This is a genomic window from Streptomyces sp. NPDC101110 (assembly GCF_044759525.1).
GTDB lineage: Bacteria > Actinomycetota > Actinomycetes > Streptomycetales > Streptomycetaceae > Streptomyces.
Genome location: NZ_JBIVZM010000002.1, coordinates 1 through 16,593 on the forward strand (window position 1 = coordinate 1; position 16,593 = coordinate 16,593).

General features: G+C 71.9%; 14 protein-coding genes and 2 pseudogenes. 14 read left to right on the forward strand and 2 right to left on the reverse strand.

What is annotated here, in order from left to right; translation table 11 throughout:
- The 5 genes from ACIQU3_RS03315 to ACIQU3_RS03335 all read left to right on the forward strand — a co-directional run.
- Window positions 1-756 (forward strand): DUF3459 domain-containing protein (locus ACIQU3_RS03315; RefSeq protein WP_403728248.1); only part of this gene is annotated, 756 nt, incomplete at its 5' end.
- A complete protein-coding gene (gene treS / locus ACIQU3_RS03320; RefSeq protein WP_403923227.1) occupies window positions 753-2,471 on the forward strand; it encodes a maltose alpha-D-glucosyltransferase in 1,719 nt (572 codons plus the stop codon). The genes ACIQU3_RS03315 and treS, both read left to right, overlap by 4 nt.
- A gap of 28 nt (window positions 2,472-2,499) precedes the next feature.
- The gene (locus tag ACIQU3_RS03325; RefSeq protein ID WP_403728244.1) at window positions 2,500-3,870 is read left to right on the forward strand and encodes a maltokinase; all 1,371 of its coding nucleotides are present in this window, start codon (window positions 2,500-2,502) and stop codon (window positions 3,868-3,870) included.
- Between the two features lie 3 nt (window positions 3,871-3,873).
- Window positions 3,874-6,081, forward strand: coding sequence for a 1,4-alpha-glucan branching protein GlgB (glgB, locus tag ACIQU3_RS03330; RefSeq protein WP_403728242.1), 2,208 nt, complete (start codon window positions 3,874-3,876; stop codon window positions 6,079-6,081).
- Between the two features lie 111 nt (window positions 6,082-6,192).
- Window positions 6,193-7,281: a glutamate--cysteine ligase gene (locus tag ACIQU3_RS03335; RefSeq protein WP_403728240.1), complete on the forward strand. Its 1,089-nt coding sequence runs from the start codon at window positions 6,193-6,195 to the stop codon at window positions 7,279-7,281.
- A gap of 27 nt (window positions 7,282-7,308) precedes the next feature.
- Here ACIQU3_RS03335 and ACIQU3_RS03340 read toward each other — a convergent pair whose 3' ends face one another.
- Window positions 7,309-7,542, reverse strand: coding sequence for a DUF6480 family protein (locus ACIQU3_RS03340; RefSeq protein ID WP_104786230.1), 234 nt, complete (start codon window positions 7,540-7,542; stop codon window positions 7,309-7,311).
- A gap of 151 nt (window positions 7,543-7,693) precedes the next feature.
- On the opposite strand from ACIQU3_RS03340, the gene ACIQU3_RS03345 reads away from it, so the two are divergent.
- Window positions 7,694-9,592 carry an AMP-dependent synthetase/ligase gene (locus ACIQU3_RS03345; protein ID WP_403923229.1) on the forward strand — a complete coding sequence of 633 codons (1,899 nt, stop codon included), beginning with the start codon at window positions 7,694-7,696 and terminating at the stop codon, window positions 9,590-9,592.
- 117 nt (window positions 9,593-9,709) lie between these two features.
- Window positions 9,710-10,144 carry an ATP-binding protein gene (locus ACIQU3_RS03350; RefSeq protein WP_403728235.1) on the forward strand — a complete coding sequence of 145 codons (435 nt, stop codon included), beginning with the start codon at window positions 9,710-9,712 and terminating at the stop codon, window positions 10,142-10,144.
- 40 nt (window positions 10,145-10,184) lie between these two features.
- Here the strand turns inward: ACIQU3_RS03350 and ACIQU3_RS03355 are convergent, their stop codons facing one another.
- Window positions 10,185-10,556: a PRC-barrel domain containing protein gene (locus ACIQU3_RS03355; RefSeq protein WP_403728231.1), complete on the reverse strand. Its 372-nt coding sequence runs from the start codon at window positions 10,554-10,556 to the stop codon at window positions 10,185-10,187.
- Between the two features lie 347 nt (window positions 10,557-10,903).
- On the opposite strand from ACIQU3_RS03355, the gene ACIQU3_RS03360 reads away from it, so the two are divergent.
- The 7 genes and pseudogenes from ACIQU3_RS03360 (at window position 10,904) to ACIQU3_RS03390 (ending at window position 16,542) form a co-directional block, all read left to right on the forward strand.
- Window positions 10,904-11,305 (forward strand): STAS domain-containing protein, encoded by a 402-nt coding sequence (locus ACIQU3_RS03360; RefSeq protein WP_403728228.1) that lies wholly within the window; start codon window positions 10,904-10,906, stop codon window positions 11,303-11,305.
- A gap of 264 nt (window positions 11,306-11,569) precedes the next feature.
- Window positions 11,570-12,457, forward strand: coding sequence for an STAS domain-containing protein (locus tag ACIQU3_RS03365; RefSeq protein WP_403728225.1), 888 nt, complete (start codon window positions 11,570-11,572; stop codon window positions 12,455-12,457).
- Window positions 12,454-12,873, forward strand: coding sequence for an STAS domain-containing protein (locus ACIQU3_RS03370; RefSeq protein ID WP_403728223.1), 420 nt, complete (start codon window positions 12,454-12,456; stop codon window positions 12,871-12,873). The genes ACIQU3_RS03365 and ACIQU3_RS03370 overlap by 4 nt, the downstream gene beginning before the upstream one ends.
- Entirely contained in the window at window positions 12,873-13,313 is a 441-nt protein-coding gene (locus ACIQU3_RS03375; RefSeq protein ID WP_403728220.1) for an anti-sigma regulatory factor, read from the forward strand. The genes ACIQU3_RS03370 and ACIQU3_RS03375 overlap by 1 nt, the downstream gene beginning before the upstream one ends.
- Window positions 13,313-13,696, forward strand: a pseudogene (locus ACIQU3_RS03380) (anti-sigma regulatory factor); the annotation flags it as partial. The gene ACIQU3_RS03375 and the pseudogene ACIQU3_RS03380, both read left to right, overlap by 1 nt.
- Before the next feature lie 447 nt (window positions 13,697-14,143).
- Window positions 14,144-14,821: pseudogene (locus ACIQU3_RS03385) on the forward strand (SpoIIE family protein phosphatase); the annotation flags it as partial.
- Window positions 14,818-16,542, forward strand: a complete 1,725-nt coding sequence (locus ACIQU3_RS03390) for a PP2C family protein-serine/threonine phosphatase (RefSeq protein WP_403728217.1) — start codon at window positions 14,818-14,820, stop codon at window positions 16,540-16,542. The pseudogene ACIQU3_RS03385 and the gene ACIQU3_RS03390, both read left to right, overlap by 4 nt.
- Window positions 16,543-16,593: the final 51 nt, after the last annotated feature.

Consider the following 16,593-nt stretch of genomic DNA (forward strand, 5'->3'; position numbering starts at 1 on the left):
ACGCGGCCGGCGATGATGCACACGCTGGCGCAGATCGGCTTCCAGCAGTCCTACACGTACTTCACGTGGCGCAACACCAAAGAGGAGCTCACCGAGTACCTGACGGAGCTGTCGGGTGAGGCCGCCTCCTACATGCGGCCCAACTTCTTCCCCAACACCCCCGACATCCTGCACGCCTACCTCCAGCACGGCGGCCGGCCCGCCTTCGAGGTCCGGGCCGTGCTCGCGGCGACGCTCTCGCCCGCCTGGGGCATCTACTCCGGCTACGAGCTGTGCGAGAACACCCCGCTGAAGGAGGGCGGCGAGGAGTATCTGGACTCGGAGAAGTACCAGCTCAGGCACCGCGACTGGGACAACGCCGAACGCGAGGGCCGCACCATCGTCCCGCTGCTGACCCGGCTCAACACCATCCGGCGCGAGCATCCCGCGCTGCACCACCTCAGGAACCTCCGCTTCCACCACACCGACAACGACGCGCTCCTCGCGTACAGCAAGCGCAGCGGATCCGACGTGGTCCTGGTGGTCGCCAACCTCGACCCGCACCGCACCCAGGAGGCCACGGTCTCCCTGGACATGCCGCAACTCGGCCTGGACTGGCACGAGTCGGTACCGGTGCGCGACGAGCTCACCGGGGAGACCTACCACTGGAGCAGGAACAACTACGTGCGGTTGGAGCCGGGGCGGGCTCCCGCGCACGTCTTTCACGTCCAGTCCCCGCCCGCCGCGCACGCGAACGGAGGGGCAGGAACGTCATGACCGTGAACGAGCCCGTGCTGGACACCTTCGAGGACACTCCCGCGAGGGACCGTGACCCGGAGTGGTTCAAGCGAGCCGTCTTCTACGAGGTGCTCGTCCGCTCCTTCCAGGACAGCGACGGGGACGGTGTCGGCGACCTGAAGGGCCTCACCTCCAAGCTGGACTACCTCCAGTGGCTGGGCGTCGACTGCCTGTGGCTGCCGCCGTTCTTCAAGTCGCCGCTGCGCGACGGCGGCTACGACGTCGCGGACTACACGGCCGTCCTGCCGGAGTTCGGCGACCTGGCCGACTTCGTGGAGTTCGTCGACGCCGCCCACCAACGCGGCATGCGCGTGATCATCGACTTCGTCATGAACCACACCAGCGACCAGCACCCGTGGTTCCAGGAGTCGCGCAAGGACCCCGACGGGCCCTACGGCGACTACTACGTGTGGGCCGACGACGACAAGGGCTACCCGGACGCCCGGATCATCTTCGTCGACACCGAGACCTCGAACTGGACCTTCGACCCGGTGCGCGGCCAGTACTTCTTCCACCGCTTCTTCTCCCACCAGCCCGACCTCAACTACGAGAACCCACGCGTCCAGGAGGAGATCCTGGCCGCGCTGAAGTTCTGGCTGGACCTGGGCATCGACGGCTTCCGGCTGGACGCGGTGCCCTATCTCTACGCGGCCGAGGACACCAACTGCGAGAACCTCCCCGAGACGCACGACTTCCTGAAGCGGGTGCGCAAGGAGATCGACGCCCAGTACCCGGACACCGTGCTGCTGGCGGAGGCCAACCAGTGGCCCGAGGACGTCGTCGACTACTTCGGCGACTACGCCGCCGGCGGCGACGAGTGCCACATGGCGTTCCACTTCCCGGTCATGCCGCGCATCTTCATGGCCGTACGCCGGGAATCGCGCTACCCCGTGTCGGAAATCCTCGCCAAGACCCCGGCCATCCCCTCGGGCTGCCAGTGGGGGATGTTCCTGCGCAACCACGACGAGCTCACGCTCGAGATGGTCACCGACGAAGAGCGCGACTACATGTGGGCCGAGTACGCCAAGGACCCCCGCATGCGCGCCAACATCGGCATCCGCCGCAGGCTCGCCCCGCTGCTCGACAACGACCGGCACACCATCGAACTGTTCACCGCGCTGCTGCTGGCCCTGCCCGGTTCGCCGATCCTGTACTACGGCGACGAGATCGGCATGGGTGACAACATCTGGCTCGGCGACCGCGACGCGGTGCGCACGCCCATGCAGTGGACGCCCGACCGCAACGCCGGCTTCTCCACCTCCGACCCCGGCCGCCTCTTCCTGCCGGCGATCATGGATCCGGTCTACGGCCACCAGGTGACCAACGTCGAGGCGTCCATGTCGTCGCCGTCGTCGCTGCTGCACTGGACCCGCCGCATGATCGAGATCCGCAAGCAGAACCCGGCCTTCGGACTCGGCTCGTACACCGAACTACCCTCCTCCAACCCCGCGGTGCTGGCGTTCCTGCGGGAGTACGAGGACGACCTGGTGCTGTGCGTCAACAACTTCGCGCGGTTCGCACAGCCCACCGAACTCGACCTGCGTGCATTCGCGGGGCGGCACCCGGTGGAGCTGTTCGGCGGGGTCCGCTTCCCCGCCATCGGCGAGCTGCCGTACCTGCTGACCCTCGGGGGCCACGGCTTCTACTGGTTCCGGCTCACTCGAGTCGCATCCCGCATCGGCCGGCGACTGTGAGCCTGCGCCGAGACAAGGAGGCGTGACCATGCCGAAGACCGCATCCCTGCGCCCGGATCTCCCGCGCCTGGCCGAGCCCATGGAGTCGCTCGGCGGGCTGCTGCGCGACTGGCTGCCCCGGCAGCGCTGGTTCGCGGGCAAGGACCGGCCCGTCACCGAGCTCGGTCTGCTGTCCATGACCGAACTCTTCCCGGGCTGTCTGCATCTGCTGGTCTACGCCGGTCACGCCGGCCACGCGGGGGTGCCCTCGCCCGGCGGGACTCCCCCGGCCGGCGACTGCTACCAGCTCCTGCTCGGCGTGCGGGAGCAGCCGTCGCCGCGCCCGGGACGGGCCCTCATCGGGCGGGTGGAGGACGGGCCGCTGGCCGGTCTGACGGTCTACGACGCGCTGCACGACCCCCGCTCGGCCCAGCTCCTGCTGGACCGGCTGCGCCATCCGGGCACCGCCGGCCCCCTGCGCTTCGAGTGCGATCCGGACCAGCGGGTGCCCGCCGGGCTGGTGCCGCGGCTGCTGGACGCCGAGCAGTCCAACTCCTCGCTGGTGTACGGCGACGAGTACATCCTGAAGGTCTTCCGGCGCATCCAGCCGGGCGTCAACCCGGACCTGGAGGTGCCGGGCGCGCTGGCCCGCCAGGGCTGTCACCGTGTGCCCGCGCCCGTGGCCTGGTTCCAGACGAACCACCCCTTCAAGGCCACCCTCGGCGTGCTCCAGCCGTATCTGCGGGACGCCTCCGACGGCTGGACGCTGGGGCTGAACGCGCTGGCCGCCGGGGACGACTTCACGGTCCAGGCCCGCGCGCTGGGCGCTGCCACCGCGGAGGTGCACCTCGCGCTGGCGTCGGCGTTCCCCGTCGGCGGGCCCGGGGAGAACGGGCAGACGGCGGCGGCGATGGCCGAGCGGCTGGACGCAGCGACGCACTGCGTGCCCGCGTTGCAGCCGTTCGTGCCCGGCCTGCGGACCGCGTTCGCCGCCCTCACCAACTGCGACCCGGGGCCACCCGCCCAGCGCATCCACGGTGACCTGCACCTCGGTCAGGTGCTGCGGGCCGGGCGCGAGTGGTTCGTCATCGACTTCGAGGGCGAACCGTCCCGGCCGCTCTCCGAACGGCGCAGCGCCCACTCCCCCCTGCGGGACATCGCGGGGATGCTGCGCTCCTTCGACTACGCCGCCCGGCAGCGCCGCCCCTGGCGCCCGGAGTGGGCCCGCCGCTGCCGCGAGGCCTACTGCGCGGGCTACGCCGCCCGCGCCGGCTGGGACCCCCGCAAGAAGCACGGCCTGCTCCGCGCCTATGAGACGGACCGGGCCGTGTACGAGGTGCTGTACGAGGCACGGCACCGCCCCGACTGGCTGCCCGTACCGATGGCGGCGATCGAGCGCCTCGCCGTGAGAGGAGACTGAGCCGTGGCCCTGCGAGACACCTCAATCCCGGAGCCGTCCGGCCCGGTCCCGGGCACGACAGCGCCCGCCCTGAGCCCCGAGGACCGCGGGCGCCTGCTGGCGGGCGCCCACCACGATCCGCACGCGCTGCTGGGCGCCCACCCCGTACCCGGCGGGGTCGTGTTCCGGGCGCTGCGCCCCTTCGCCCGCGCGGTGAGCGTGGTGATCGGCGGCAGGCGCACGGCCCTCGTCTCGGAGGGCGACGGCCTGTTCACGGGCGTGCTGCCGCTGGAGGCGATCCCCGCGTACACGCTGCACGTGGCGTACGAGGAGGGCGAGCAGGAGACCCACGACCCGTACCGCTTCCTGCCCGCGCTGGGCGAGCTCGACCTGCACCTGATCCGCGAGGGCCGGCACGAGCAGCTGTGGCAGGCGCTCGGCGCGCAGCCCATGACCCACGAGGGCGTGACCGGCACCCGGTTCACGGTGTGGGCGCCGAACGCGCAGGGCGTGCGGGTCGCCACGGACTTCACCCACTGGGACGGCACACAGTTCCCGATGCGGTCCCTGGGCGCCTCGGGCGTGTGGGAGCTGTTCCTGCCGGGTGTCGGCGAGGGCACCGCATACAAGTTCGAGATCCACTCCCGCTACGGGCACCGCTTCCTCAAGGCCGACCCGATGGCCCGGCGCTGCGAGGAGCCGCCCAACACGGCGTCGATCGTGACGGCCTCCCATTACGAGTGGGGCGACGCCGCGTGGATGGCGCACCGCGCCGACACGCCCGTGCAGGAGGCGCCGTTCTCGGTGTACGAGGTGCACCTGGCGTCGTGGCGGCCGGGGCTGACCTACCGGCAGCTCGCCGAGGAGCTCCCGGCGTACGTCAAGGACCTGGGCTTCACGCACGTGGAGCTGATGCCGGTCGCCGAGCACCCCTTCCACGGGTCCTGGGGCTACCAGGTCACCGGGTTCTACGCGCCGACGGCCCGGCTGGGCACGCCGGACGACTTCCGTTTCTTCGTCGACGCCTGCCACCGGGCCGGTATCGGTGTGATCATGGACTGGGTGCCGGCGCACTTCCCGAAGGACGACTGGGCACTGGCCCGGTTCGACGGCGAGCCGCTGTACGAGCCCGGCGACGACCGGCGCGCGGAGCACCCCGACTGGGGCACCTACGAGTTCGACTTCGGCCGCACCGAGGTGCGCAACTTCCTGGTCGCGAACGCCGTGTACTGGTGCGAGGAGTTCCACATCGACGGCCTGCGCGTGGATGCCGTCGCCTCGATGCTGTACCTGGACTACTCGCGCGAGGACGGCCAGTGGGAGCCCAACGCCTACGGCGGCCGGGAGGACCTGGCGGCCATGCGGTTCCTCCAGGAGATGAACGCGACCGTGTACCGGCGCTCCCCCGGGGTGGTGACCATCGCCGAGGAGTCCACCGCCTGGGGCGGGGTGACCCGGCCCACCGACACCGGCGGGCTGGGTTTCGGCCTGAAGTGGAACATGGGGTGGATGCACGACTCGCTGGAGTACATCGCCCACGAGCCGGTGCACCGCAAGTACCACCACCACGAGATGACGTTCTCGATGGTGTACGCGTACAGCGAGAACTACGTCCTGCCCATCTCCCACGACGAGGTCGTGCACGGCAAGCAGGCCCTGGTGTCGAAGATGCCCGGGGACTGGTGGCAGCGGCGCGCCACCCACCGCGCCTACCTCGGCTTCATGTGGGGCCATCCCGGCAAGCAGCTGCTCTTCATGGGGCAGGAGTTCGCGCAGGGAGCCGAGTGGTCGGTGGAGCACGGCCCGGAGTGGTGGCTCCTCGACGACGGGTACCACTCGGCCGGCGACCACCGGGGCGTGCTCGACCTGGTCCGTGACCTGAACGCCGCGTACCGGGCGACGCCTGCGCTGTGGCAGTGCGACACCCGTCCGGAGGGCTTCCGGTGGGTCGCGGTGGACTCGGCCGACGACAACGTCTTCGCGTTCCTCCGGCACGACGCCGCGGGGAATCCGCTGCTGGTGGTGTCGAACTTCTCCCCCGTCGTCCGGCAGGACTACGGCCTGTGGGTGCCGGGTGACGCCGTCGCCTGGGAGGAACGACTCAACACCGACGACACGCGCTACGGCGGCAGCGGCGTCACCAACCCGGACCCGGCCAAGCCGGAGGACGGATGTGTCCGGATCACACTGCCTCCGCTCGCCACCGTGTGGCTGAGGCCGTCCGCCGTGTGAAGTCCCGCGGCCTCACCAGGTGTCCTGCCCGCCTAGAGGGGCACTGGGGGTCGTACCACCGGGAGCACCCGGTGGTACGACGCGGCAAGGGCACAGAAGGGCGGGCATCAGGTGCGCACCGTGGGAGTGGAGGAGGAACTCCTCCTGGTCGATCCGGAGACCGGGGAACCGCGGGCGCTGTCCGCAGCGGTGCTCGCCCGGGCCGAGAAGGACGACGCGGACCAGGACGTCTTCGAGAAGGAACTCCACGAGCAGATGCTGGAGTTCGCCACCCATCCGCAGTCGTCCATGGAGAGCCTGCGCGAGGAGATCGTCCGCTGCCGCAAGGAGGCCGCCCGCCACGCGGGGGAGATCGGCTGCACGGTGGCGGCGCTCGCCACCTCACCGCTGCCGGTCAGCCCCGCCGTCAGCGTCAACCGGCGCTACCGGTGGATGGCGGACCAGTATGGCATCGCCACCCAGGAGCAGCTCGTCATGGGCTGCCACGTGCACGTGTCGGTCGAGTCGGACGACGAGGGCGTCGCGGTCGTCGACCGGCTGCGTCCGTGGCTGCCGGTGCTGCGGGCGCTCAGCGCGAACTCGCCGTTCTGGCAGGGCAAGGACACGGGGTACAGCAGCTACCGCAGCCGGGTGTGGCTGCGCTGGCCGTCGGCGGGACCGACCGAGATCTTCGGCTCGGCCGAGCGGTACCACCGGCTCATCGCGGACATGGTGGCCACCGGCGCCCTCCTCGACGAGGGGATGATCTACTTCGACGCGCGGCTGTCCCGGCAGTATCCGACGGTGGAGCTGCGCGTCGCGGACGTGTGCCTGCAGTCCGGCACGGCCGTGCTGGTCGCCACGCTCGTCCGCGGGCTGGTCGAGACGGCCGCGCGCGAGTGGCGGGCCGGCCGCGAGCCGCTCGGCCACGGCGTGAGCCTGTTGCGGCTGGCCGACTGGCAGGCCGCCCGGTCCGGGCTCTCGGGCGAGCTGCTGCATCCCGCGACCATGCGGCGCATGCCGGCCGAGGCAGTCGTACGTGCCCTGCTGGAGCATGTCGAGGAGGCCCTCGACGGCACCGGGGACCTGGAACGGGCCCGCGCCGCCTGCGATGAGCTGCTGCGGGAGGGCAACGGCGCTCAGGTGCAGCGCGCCCTGATGGAGCGCACGGGGAGCCTGCGGGACGTCGTCACCGAGTGCGTCCGCCGTACACAGGCGTGAGGCGCCCCGTCGTTTTCGGATCGGGGTTCAGAGGATCAGGACGAGGGCGTAGGCCAGGAAGAACGCCGCGATCAGCACCACGAGGACGATGATCACGGTCATCGGGCCCTTGGACCAGCCCTTGGTCGGGTTGTGGGTCTCCCGGGGCAGCGTTTCGGGCATGCTGCTCTCGGCGGGCGGGGTCTCGCCCGGCGGTACGCCGCCGCCGGGTTCCAGACCGGGGGTGCGTTCGGGTTCGGGATCGGGACTGATGTGAGTCATGCCGTCCGGGTCCCCCGATCACGGCGAGATCACCAGGGTGTCGACTTCCGTATTTTCCGACCCCGAAGGGTCTCGACTCGACTACATTCGAGCACCGCCGATGACGGTACCCGTCGGCAATGTCACACCCCGTACATGTCAGGAGCAGTGCATGCGCGACCTCGCCCTCGCTCCCCCGGCCGTGGCGCCCCTGACCGGCGGGCTCGCCGACAGCGTCTTCGAGACGGCGGACCGCGAACCGACCAGGCCGCTGCTCGCGCGGCGGGCCGACCCGGCCTCCTCGGCCTGGGAGGAGGTGACGGCGATCGAGCTGCGTGACGAGGTGGTGGACGTGGCCAAGGGGCTGATCGCCTCGGGGATCGCGCCGGGCCACCGGGTGGCGATCATGGCCCGCACCCGGTTCGAGTGGACGATCCTGTGCTACGCGCTGTGGGCCGTGGGCGCCGAGGTCGTCCCGGTCTACCCGACGGCCTCGCGCGACCAGGTGGAGTGGATCCTGCGGGACGCCGGGTGCGTGGCCGTGGTCGTCGAGGACGAGCAGGGCGTCATGACCGTCGGCTCGGTGTGCGCCAAGCTGCCGTTGCTGCGCCATGTCTGGCAGCTGGACGCCGGCGCCCTCGCGGAGCTGGCCGTGCAGGGGGAACTCGTCCCGATCGCCACGGTCGACTCGATGCGCCGCATCGTACTGCCGGACTCCACGGCGGTCGTCGCCTACACCTCGGGCACGTCCGGCCATGCCATGGGCTGCGCGCTCAGCCACCGCAACCTGGCCGCCCCCTGCGACACCCTGCTCGCGGGCTGGGGGCACACGGCGGCGCCGCGCGGGGAGCAGGGCTCCGTGCTCGCGTTCCTGCCCTTCTCCCACGTCTACGGGCTGATGATCCAGGGGCTGTGCATGCGTGGCGGGCTGCTGATGGGCCACCAGGCCGATCTGGGCGGGGAGGCACTGGCGTCGGCACTGCGCTCGTTCCGGCCCACGTACCTCTACGCGGTCCCCTCGGTCCTGGAGAAGATCTACAAGAACTTCCTGCGCACGGCGCAGCAGGCGGGTCACGGCGCACTGTTCGAGCGGGCCGCCGACACCGCCCGGGACTTCGCCGCGGCCCTGGAGCGCCAGCGGCTGGGCCGCGGCCGCGGGCCCGGCTTCGACCTGCGGCTCCAGCACGCCCTGTACGAACGCACGGTGTACCGCAGGCTGCGGGCCGCTCTGGGCGGGCGGGTGCAGCGGGCGACGTCCGGCGGCTCCCCTCTCAGCCGTGACCTCTCCCTGTTCTACGAGGGCATCGGCATCTACGTGCACGACGGCTACGGCCTGACGGAGACCGCCGGCGGGGTGACGATGCAGCCGCTGGGCCGGGAGAAGTCCGGGACGGTGGGTCAGGCGCTGCCGGGGACGGAGATCCAGGTCGCCGAGGACGGGGAGATCCTCGTGCGCGGAGCGTCGGTGTTCCAGGGGTACGTGGGCGACCAGGCCGCCACCCGGGCCGCCCTGCGCGGCGGGTGGCTCGCCACCGGGGACCTCGGACGGCTGGACTCGGAGGGCTACCTGACGATCACCGGCCGCAAGAAGGACATCATCATCACCAGCAGCGGCAAGAGCGTCGCCCCGCTGGCCCTGGAGCAGCGGCTGCGGATGCATCCGCTCATCCACCAGGCGGTGGTCGTGGGGGACAACCGGCCTTGTGTCGGAGCCCTGATCACGCTGGATCCGGACTTCCTCGCCCACTGGCGGGCCGGGCTGGCGCTGCAGGGCGAGATGCGGGAGGCGCGGGAGGAGAACGCGCTGCGCGAGGAGGTCGCGCGGGCCGTGGCCGCGGCCAACAGCGTCGTGTCGCCCTCGGAGTCGATCCGGGTGTTCCGGGTCCTGCCGGAGGCGTTCGACGTGACCAACGGTCTGCTGACGCCGTCGATGAAGCTGCGCCGGGACGAGATCGTGCGGCACTACGCTTCCGAGATCGACGCGATGTACCAGTCCCGTAGGCGTCCCGGGCGGCCGAGCGCTCAGGACGAACCGTCGAACTGGGAGGATTCCGACAATGTGTTCCGCTGAGCGTGCGGCCGGACGCGTAGGCCACGTCCCCTCGGGAACACGCAACAGTGGCGACGCAAGAGAAAGGACGACAGCCCTGACGACAGCCCTAGCTGACGCCCGGGCCGGAAAGGCGATATGTCAACCGAGCCGCGTGGGGACGACGCCCTGACCTCCGAGGAGATCCCGAGCCGCACGAACAGCTTCGTCGGCGAGCCGCATGACGTGACCGGTGCGCGCTTGGCCGCGGAGGAGTTCCTGCGTGATCTGGCACGCTCCTCCCCGCCCTCTGCCCCCGAGTACTGGGACGACATCCTGCTGGTGGTGACGGAACTGGCCGCCAACGCGGTCCAGTACGCCCCGGGTCCGTTCGCGCTGCGGATGCGCCGGACCTTCGACGGGGTGCACGTGGTGCTGCGCGACACCAGCACCGCCGAGCCGGCCCCTCGCCCCTTCGATCCGCGCAGCGGTGGCGGGGGCATCGGCTGGCATCTGATCCACACACTGTGCGACCAGGTCAGCGTGGTGGCCGACGACCGGGGCAAGGACGTCCACGTGTTCATGCCCTGGTGAGCCGGGAGCGGCACGGGCGCGTCGCGCGCCCGTGCCCGGCTCAGACCGTGGCCGTCTCGCGAGGCGGCAGCCGGTCGTAGTAGTCGCCCACGGCCCGGAGGTACTCCCGGTCCCTGGTCTCGCTGTCGGTCTGGAAGCGGGGAGCCTCCTTGGCATCCGCCCTGCTGCAGGCCAGTGTGACCTTCCTCCCCTGCGTGTCGATGCCGGTGACGACTCCGGCCGGAACCAGGACGCTACGGCCGAACACCCAGACGCCGGTGTCGACGACCAAGTGCCGCATGTCGTGCGGGGCGGCCTCCCGGTCCACGTGCCCGATCGTGCCGTCGGTCGCGGCGACCGCGAAACCGGTCAGGTCCTGCCCTTCGCTGTGACCGCTGTCCGGCGCGTACGACCAGATGCTGTCGATGGCCACGCTGTCCCATCCTCCCTGGCGATGTACTGATCGCGATTCCTCCGGCGGACGCCCGCGCCCGCCCCGTTCCACAGCAGCAATTACCCTGCTGCCGCAAGCGCATTCGGCGCACACACCTGCTACCGCACGGCACTTCCGGCGGCCGGTCCCCGGAGAAGTTCGAAACGAGGGGGCATGGAGGGTGGTTTCCGGGGTAATCGCGGGGGCGCGGTGACATCCGAAGCCCGTCAGCGAAGGGAGGCGCATGAGAAACGGCATTCGAGTCCGGAGAACGACCGGGACCCCCTCGCACCGCGGTCATCCCCAGAGGTGACCAGCCCAGGCCGTAGCACTTGTTGGAGGTATCCGTGCCCCTCGCCCAGAACCCGCTGTCCGTGGAAGTCGAGCTGCCCCGGGAGGACGTGGCCCTGATCACGGTCGACGGCTACCTGGACGTCGACACCGCGACCGAGTTCCAGGCCCATCTGGCCAACCAACTCCACCACGGCCGACGGCACTTCCTGCTCGACCTCTCGTCCGTGCCCTTCATGGACTCGTCCGGGATGAACATCATTCTGCGGGTGTACCAGGAGACCCGTAAGACCGAGGGCAGCGTGCACGTCATCAGTCCGACGCCGGCCGTGAGGCGCATCCTCGATCTGACCGGCGTCAGCATCACCGTGCCGATATCGGAGAGTGTCGACGAGGCCCTGACCCGAGTCGACCAGGGGCCGGAGCACCCCGAGGAGCCGGGGGAACAGAGCGTCTGACCGTCACAGCGTCCGTTCGGACCCGGCGCCGGAGATGCCCGGCGGCGCGGTCCCCCGTTCCGCCCTGCCCGAACGCCGGCTCACCCTCCGCACACCGACGGACGCGGCGCCGACCGCCGTCGTCCCGGACCGGATCGCTTGCGCCGGAGCTGGTGTCGTACGAGGTCGGCGCATGGTTAGAGTTGTCGCCCGGCAAGTGTCACATCGCCGTCTCGTTGCCAGAAGCGGGCTCGGTCGACGCAACGCGGATGAGGAGAGAACCAGGTGCCGGAGCACGAAGCGGACGGACAGCTCGCGACGCCCACCCACGAGGTCAGGGACTTCCTGCACCGCCGGCGTGAGCAGATCGCCCAGCGATGGGCGGACGAGCCCCTGTTCCGCACCGTGTTCACCGTCTCGCGCGACGAGGCGGTGGAAGCGGGCAAGGTCGTCGTGGACGCGCTGGCCCAAGTGGCCGACTCGGAGCAGGTGGAGGATCCCGACGCCGCGGGGTTCAGCACCGTGCGCGAGCAGCTGGGCCGGATGGGCGCCGCTCGTTCCCGTGCCGGCCTGAGCAACACTCAGGTCTCCAGCGAGCTGGCCGCCCTGCGCCCGCCCGTGGACAATCTGCTGGCCGCCGATCTGACGCAGGCGACCCCCGAGCACCTGCGGGCGTGTTCGACCGCACTGACCGTGCTGATGGGGACCCTGCGACTGGTGGCCATGCAGACGGCGCTCAGCGAGTGGCAGGCCCTCAGCGACCGGCAGCGGCTGCAGCTGATGGAGGTGGCCACGCCTGTCATCCGGCTGTGGGACGGCATCGTGGCCGTGCCGCTCATCGGCACCCTCGACAGCGCCCGCAGCCAGATCGTGATGGAGACGCTGCTGAACGCCGTCGTCGAGCAGCACGCGCGGTTCGCGATCCTCGACATCACCGGCGTCCCGACGGTCGACTCGCTGGTGGCGCAGCACCTGATGAAGACGGTCGCCGCGGCCCGCCTCATGGGCGCCGAGTGCATCGTCTCCGGCATCCGCCCCGCCATCGCCCAGACCATCGTGCATCTGGGTCTGGACCTGGACGTGATCACCCGCGCGAGCCTCGCCGACGCGCTGGGGTACGCGCTGCACCAGCTCGGCGCGGACATCGTCACCCCGGGTGCGGGTCAGCGGTGAACGACGCTCATCCCCGACCCGTGACCGGCCATGTGCCGGTGCTCCGGCTCGGCGACGTCCTGCTGGTCACGCTCCAGGGCGACCTGCACGACAGCACGGCGCAGCAGCTCCAGCAGGACCTCGCCGAGACCATCTCCCGTACCGGGGTGCACGGGGTCCTCATCGACATCTCCGGTGTGGAGATCGTCGACTCCTTCCTCGGCCGGGTGCTGGCCGAGATCGCCGCGCAGGCCAAGCTGCTGGCCGCGCGCACCGTGGTGGCCGGCATGCGCCCGGCGGTCGCCATCACGCTGGTCGAACTGGGTCTGACGCTCCCGGGGCTGAGCACCGCGCTCAGCACCGAGGCGGGCATGGAGCTCCTCACGCAGCGGACCCCGGCGGCCCCTTCCGGCAGCCCGCGTCAGGAGAGTCCGTGATGCACACCGCCTCGGGCGTGGAGGCCTGCCTGCCCATCCGGTCGGACATGGACCTGGTGTGGGTGCGACAGCACGTACGGCAGGCCGCTGCCCGGCTCGGCTTCGGACTGGTGGACCAGACCAAGCTCGTCACCGCGGCCAGCGAGCTGGCCCGCAACACCCTGGTGCACGGCGGTGGCGGACAGATGGAGGCGACGCAGGTCGGCAGTGCCGGTGCGCGGGGGCTGCGACTGGCCTTCACGGACGAGGGGCCGGGCATCGCCGACCTCGATCTGGCACTGAGCGACGGCTACACCTCCGGCGGTGGTCTGGGGATGGGGCTGAGCGGTGCGCGGCGCCTGGTGCACGACTTCGACATCGACACCACGCCGGGCTCGGGCACCACGGTGCGGGTGACGTGCTGGGTGGGCCGGCCGCCGCGTCCGCGCGAGGAGGTCTGATGCCACGCGTGTGGGACGTGCCGGTGCGCGACTCGACCCGGGTGCGCGACGCGCGGGTCGCGGCGGAAGGCGCCGCCGCGCTGGCCGGGCTGGACGAGCGGCGTACCGCGGCGGCCGCGCTGGTCGCGACCGAGCTCGCCACCAACCTGCTGAAGCACGCCGGGGGCGGTCAGGTGCTCATCGACGTCGTCGCGGCGCCGGTGCTGCGGGAGGACCGGGCCGACGCACGGGTGGTGCAGATCGCCGCGGTCGACCACGGCCCGGGCATCCCGGACGTGCCCGCGGCGCTGCGCGACGGCTTTTCCACCTCCCGTTCCCTGGGCGCGGGCCTCGGCACGTGTCAGCGCCTCTGCGACGACTTCGCTCTGCACAGCGTCCCGGGCCGCGGCACGGTCGCGGTGGCCCGGGTGAGCTCGACGCCGCGCGGCATCGAGGGGCCGGCCGGGCCCGCAGGCCGTGTCACCGCCGGTGGACAGTGGCCGGGCGGCGCACCGCCGTTCGGCACGGTGGCATGCGGCGGTCTGACGGGCCACGCGGCGGCTTCGGGCGGTACGGCGGGCTCCGCCGGAACTCCGCCGGGGGCTCCGGGCGGTCCCGCGCAACCGGGCGGCGGTACGCAGGGGACCGATCGGGGGCTCTGCGGAGCGCCCGGCCACGGTCTCCCGGCCACCGTCGCACCGGAGCACGAGGCCGCCCACCGGACGGCACCGTCCCACGGGCCCGCAGACGCCGGGGCACCGGCGGGCGATCGGGCGCGTGCGGCGGAACCGGGGCACCCGGCCGCGGACGCCGGGGTCGCGGCCGGCGGCCCGAGCAGCCCGTGGGATCGCCGAGGGACGTCGGTCCACGGTCTCCCGGCCTCCGCAGCCACCGCGCGGCACCTTTCCTCGACCGTGTCCGGGGTGCGGGCCGGTGGGGTGAACATCCCCTACGGCGGAGCCGAGTACTCGGGGGACGCCTGGGCGTGGGTCCGGGCCGGGGACCGGGTGACGTTGATGCTGGCGGACGGGCTCGGGCACGGGCCGGAGGCCGCCCGCGCCTCGTCGGCCGCGGTCACGGCCCTGTACCGCTGGGCCGACCTCTCCCCCGCCGCGTCGCTGCGGCGGCTGCACGAAGCGCTGCGGGGCACTCGGGGCGCGGCCGTCGCCCTGGCCCAGCTCGACCTGACGGCCGGGCGGCTGCGGTTCGCCGGCATCGGCAACGTCGGGGCGCGGCTGCGCACCGACGGCACCTGGCGCCCTCTGCTGTCGCGGCCCGGCATCGTCGGGGTCCACCGGCCCGGCACCCTCCAGGAGGAGGAGGCCGCCTGGGTGGGCGACCCGGTACTGATCCTGCACACCGACGGACTGCCCAGCCGCTGGACGCCGCCGTCCGACCCCGGTCTGCACGCGGCCGACCCGGCTGTGACGGCCGCCGTGGCGATACGTGACGCCAGCAGTCCCGCCCGACCGGTGCGGGACGACACCGCCGTGGCCGTGCTGACCTCGAACCCGCCGGAACGCCCATGATGCGCACTTGGCAGATCACCACCGTCACCGACGCGGCCCGGGCCCGCATCTCGCTCGCGCGCCTGGCCGCCGCGTACGGAGTGCCCACCGTCGAACGGACCCGGCTCGCCTCCGGCCTCAGCGCCCACCTGCGGCAGTGCCTCACCAAGGGCGGGACCTGGCGGCTCACCATGGACCTGGCCGGCTCCCCCGTGGAGGAGGGGCTGCTGCACGTCACGGTGACCCCCTCGCCGGAGGCGTGCGCCGCCGGAGAGCCGCTCTGGGAGGTCACGGTCCCCTGCCCGGAGTCGGCCGAGGCCACCGAGGACGGCACCGTCGCCGACGACCCGGCCGCCCTGTCGGAGGCGCTGCTCGGCGCCGACGAGGACACGGCCGTCGTGCTGGACAAACTCTCCGAGCAGGAGGATCTGGTCCTCTTCCACCGCGAGGAGCTGCACCAGACCAACCAGGGCGTCCTGGCACTGCACGCCGAGCTGGACGCGGCCGGCCGGGCCCAGCGGGAGGCCTTCGCCGCCGAGCGCAGTGCCCGCAACGAGGCGGAGAGCGCCCGGCGCAGGCTGACGTTCCTCGCGGACGCGAGCGCCGTGCTGACGGCGTCGCTGAACCACGAGGAGATCGTGCGCCGGCTGCCGGACCTGCTGGTGCCGGAGTACGCGCGCAGCGTCGACGTCTGGCTGTTCGACCACGAGGAGGAGGAGCACCGGCCGGCGCATCCCGCAGCCGCCGTGGTCGCGGCCCGGACCGGGCGGCCCCAGTACGCCGCCGACCATCCGGGCAACCTGCCCGGCGTCGAGGACCAGCCGCCGTCGGCCCTGGACCCGGGGCGGCCGCTGCTGTGCGTGCCGCTGCCGACGCGCCGGGCCCCGCTGGGGGTGCTGACGCTGTCACCGCCCGGGGAGCGCTGGGACCCGGACGACGCGGTGATGCTGATCGAGCTCACCCGCCGGGCCAGCATCGCGATCGACAACGCCCGGCGCTTCGAGCACAACCGGGACATCGCCGAGACGCTCCAGCGCGCCCTGCTGACGGATCTGCCGACCACGCCCGGCCTCAGCCTGGCGGCACGGTACCTTCCGGCCACGCACGGGCTGAACATCGGCGGTGACTGGTACGACGCGTTCCCCCAGCGGGACGGCGGTCTCATCACCGTCATCGGCGACGTGACCGGTCACGGGCTGCACGCCGCGGTCATGATGAGCCAGCTGCGCACCGCGCTGCGGGCGTACGCCGTCGACGGCGACAGCCCGGGCCGGCTGCTGACGCGACTGCACCGGTTCCTGCACCATCTCCAGCCGGACCTGTACGCCACCGCCGTCATCGCCCGGTTCCACCCGGACGAGCCCACGCTGACCTGGGCCGCCGCGGGGCATCCGCCGCCGGTGCTGCGCCTGCCCGACGGCACCGTGCGCACCCTCGACGCCAAACCGGGTGCGATGCTCGGTATCCCGCTCACCCAGGAGATCGCCGACCACACGGAGGAGCTGGAACCCGGCTCGACCCTCGCGCTGTACACGGACGGGCTGGTGGAGCGGCGTGCGCAGGGCATAGACCCGGGCATCGGGCGGCTGGCCACGGCGCTCGGCGGGTTCCGGTCGGCTGAGCTGGACGCGGACCTGGAGGGGTCGGCGGACCGGCTGCTGCATCCACTGCTCAGCGATTCGGAGCGGGACGACGACGTCTGTCTGTTGCTGTGTCATTTCCAAGGCCGCGTGGAGTCCTGACGGCGGGTCCGGCCGGCCCGGTGTGCACGCGTTCTTCACTCCCGCCCGGTG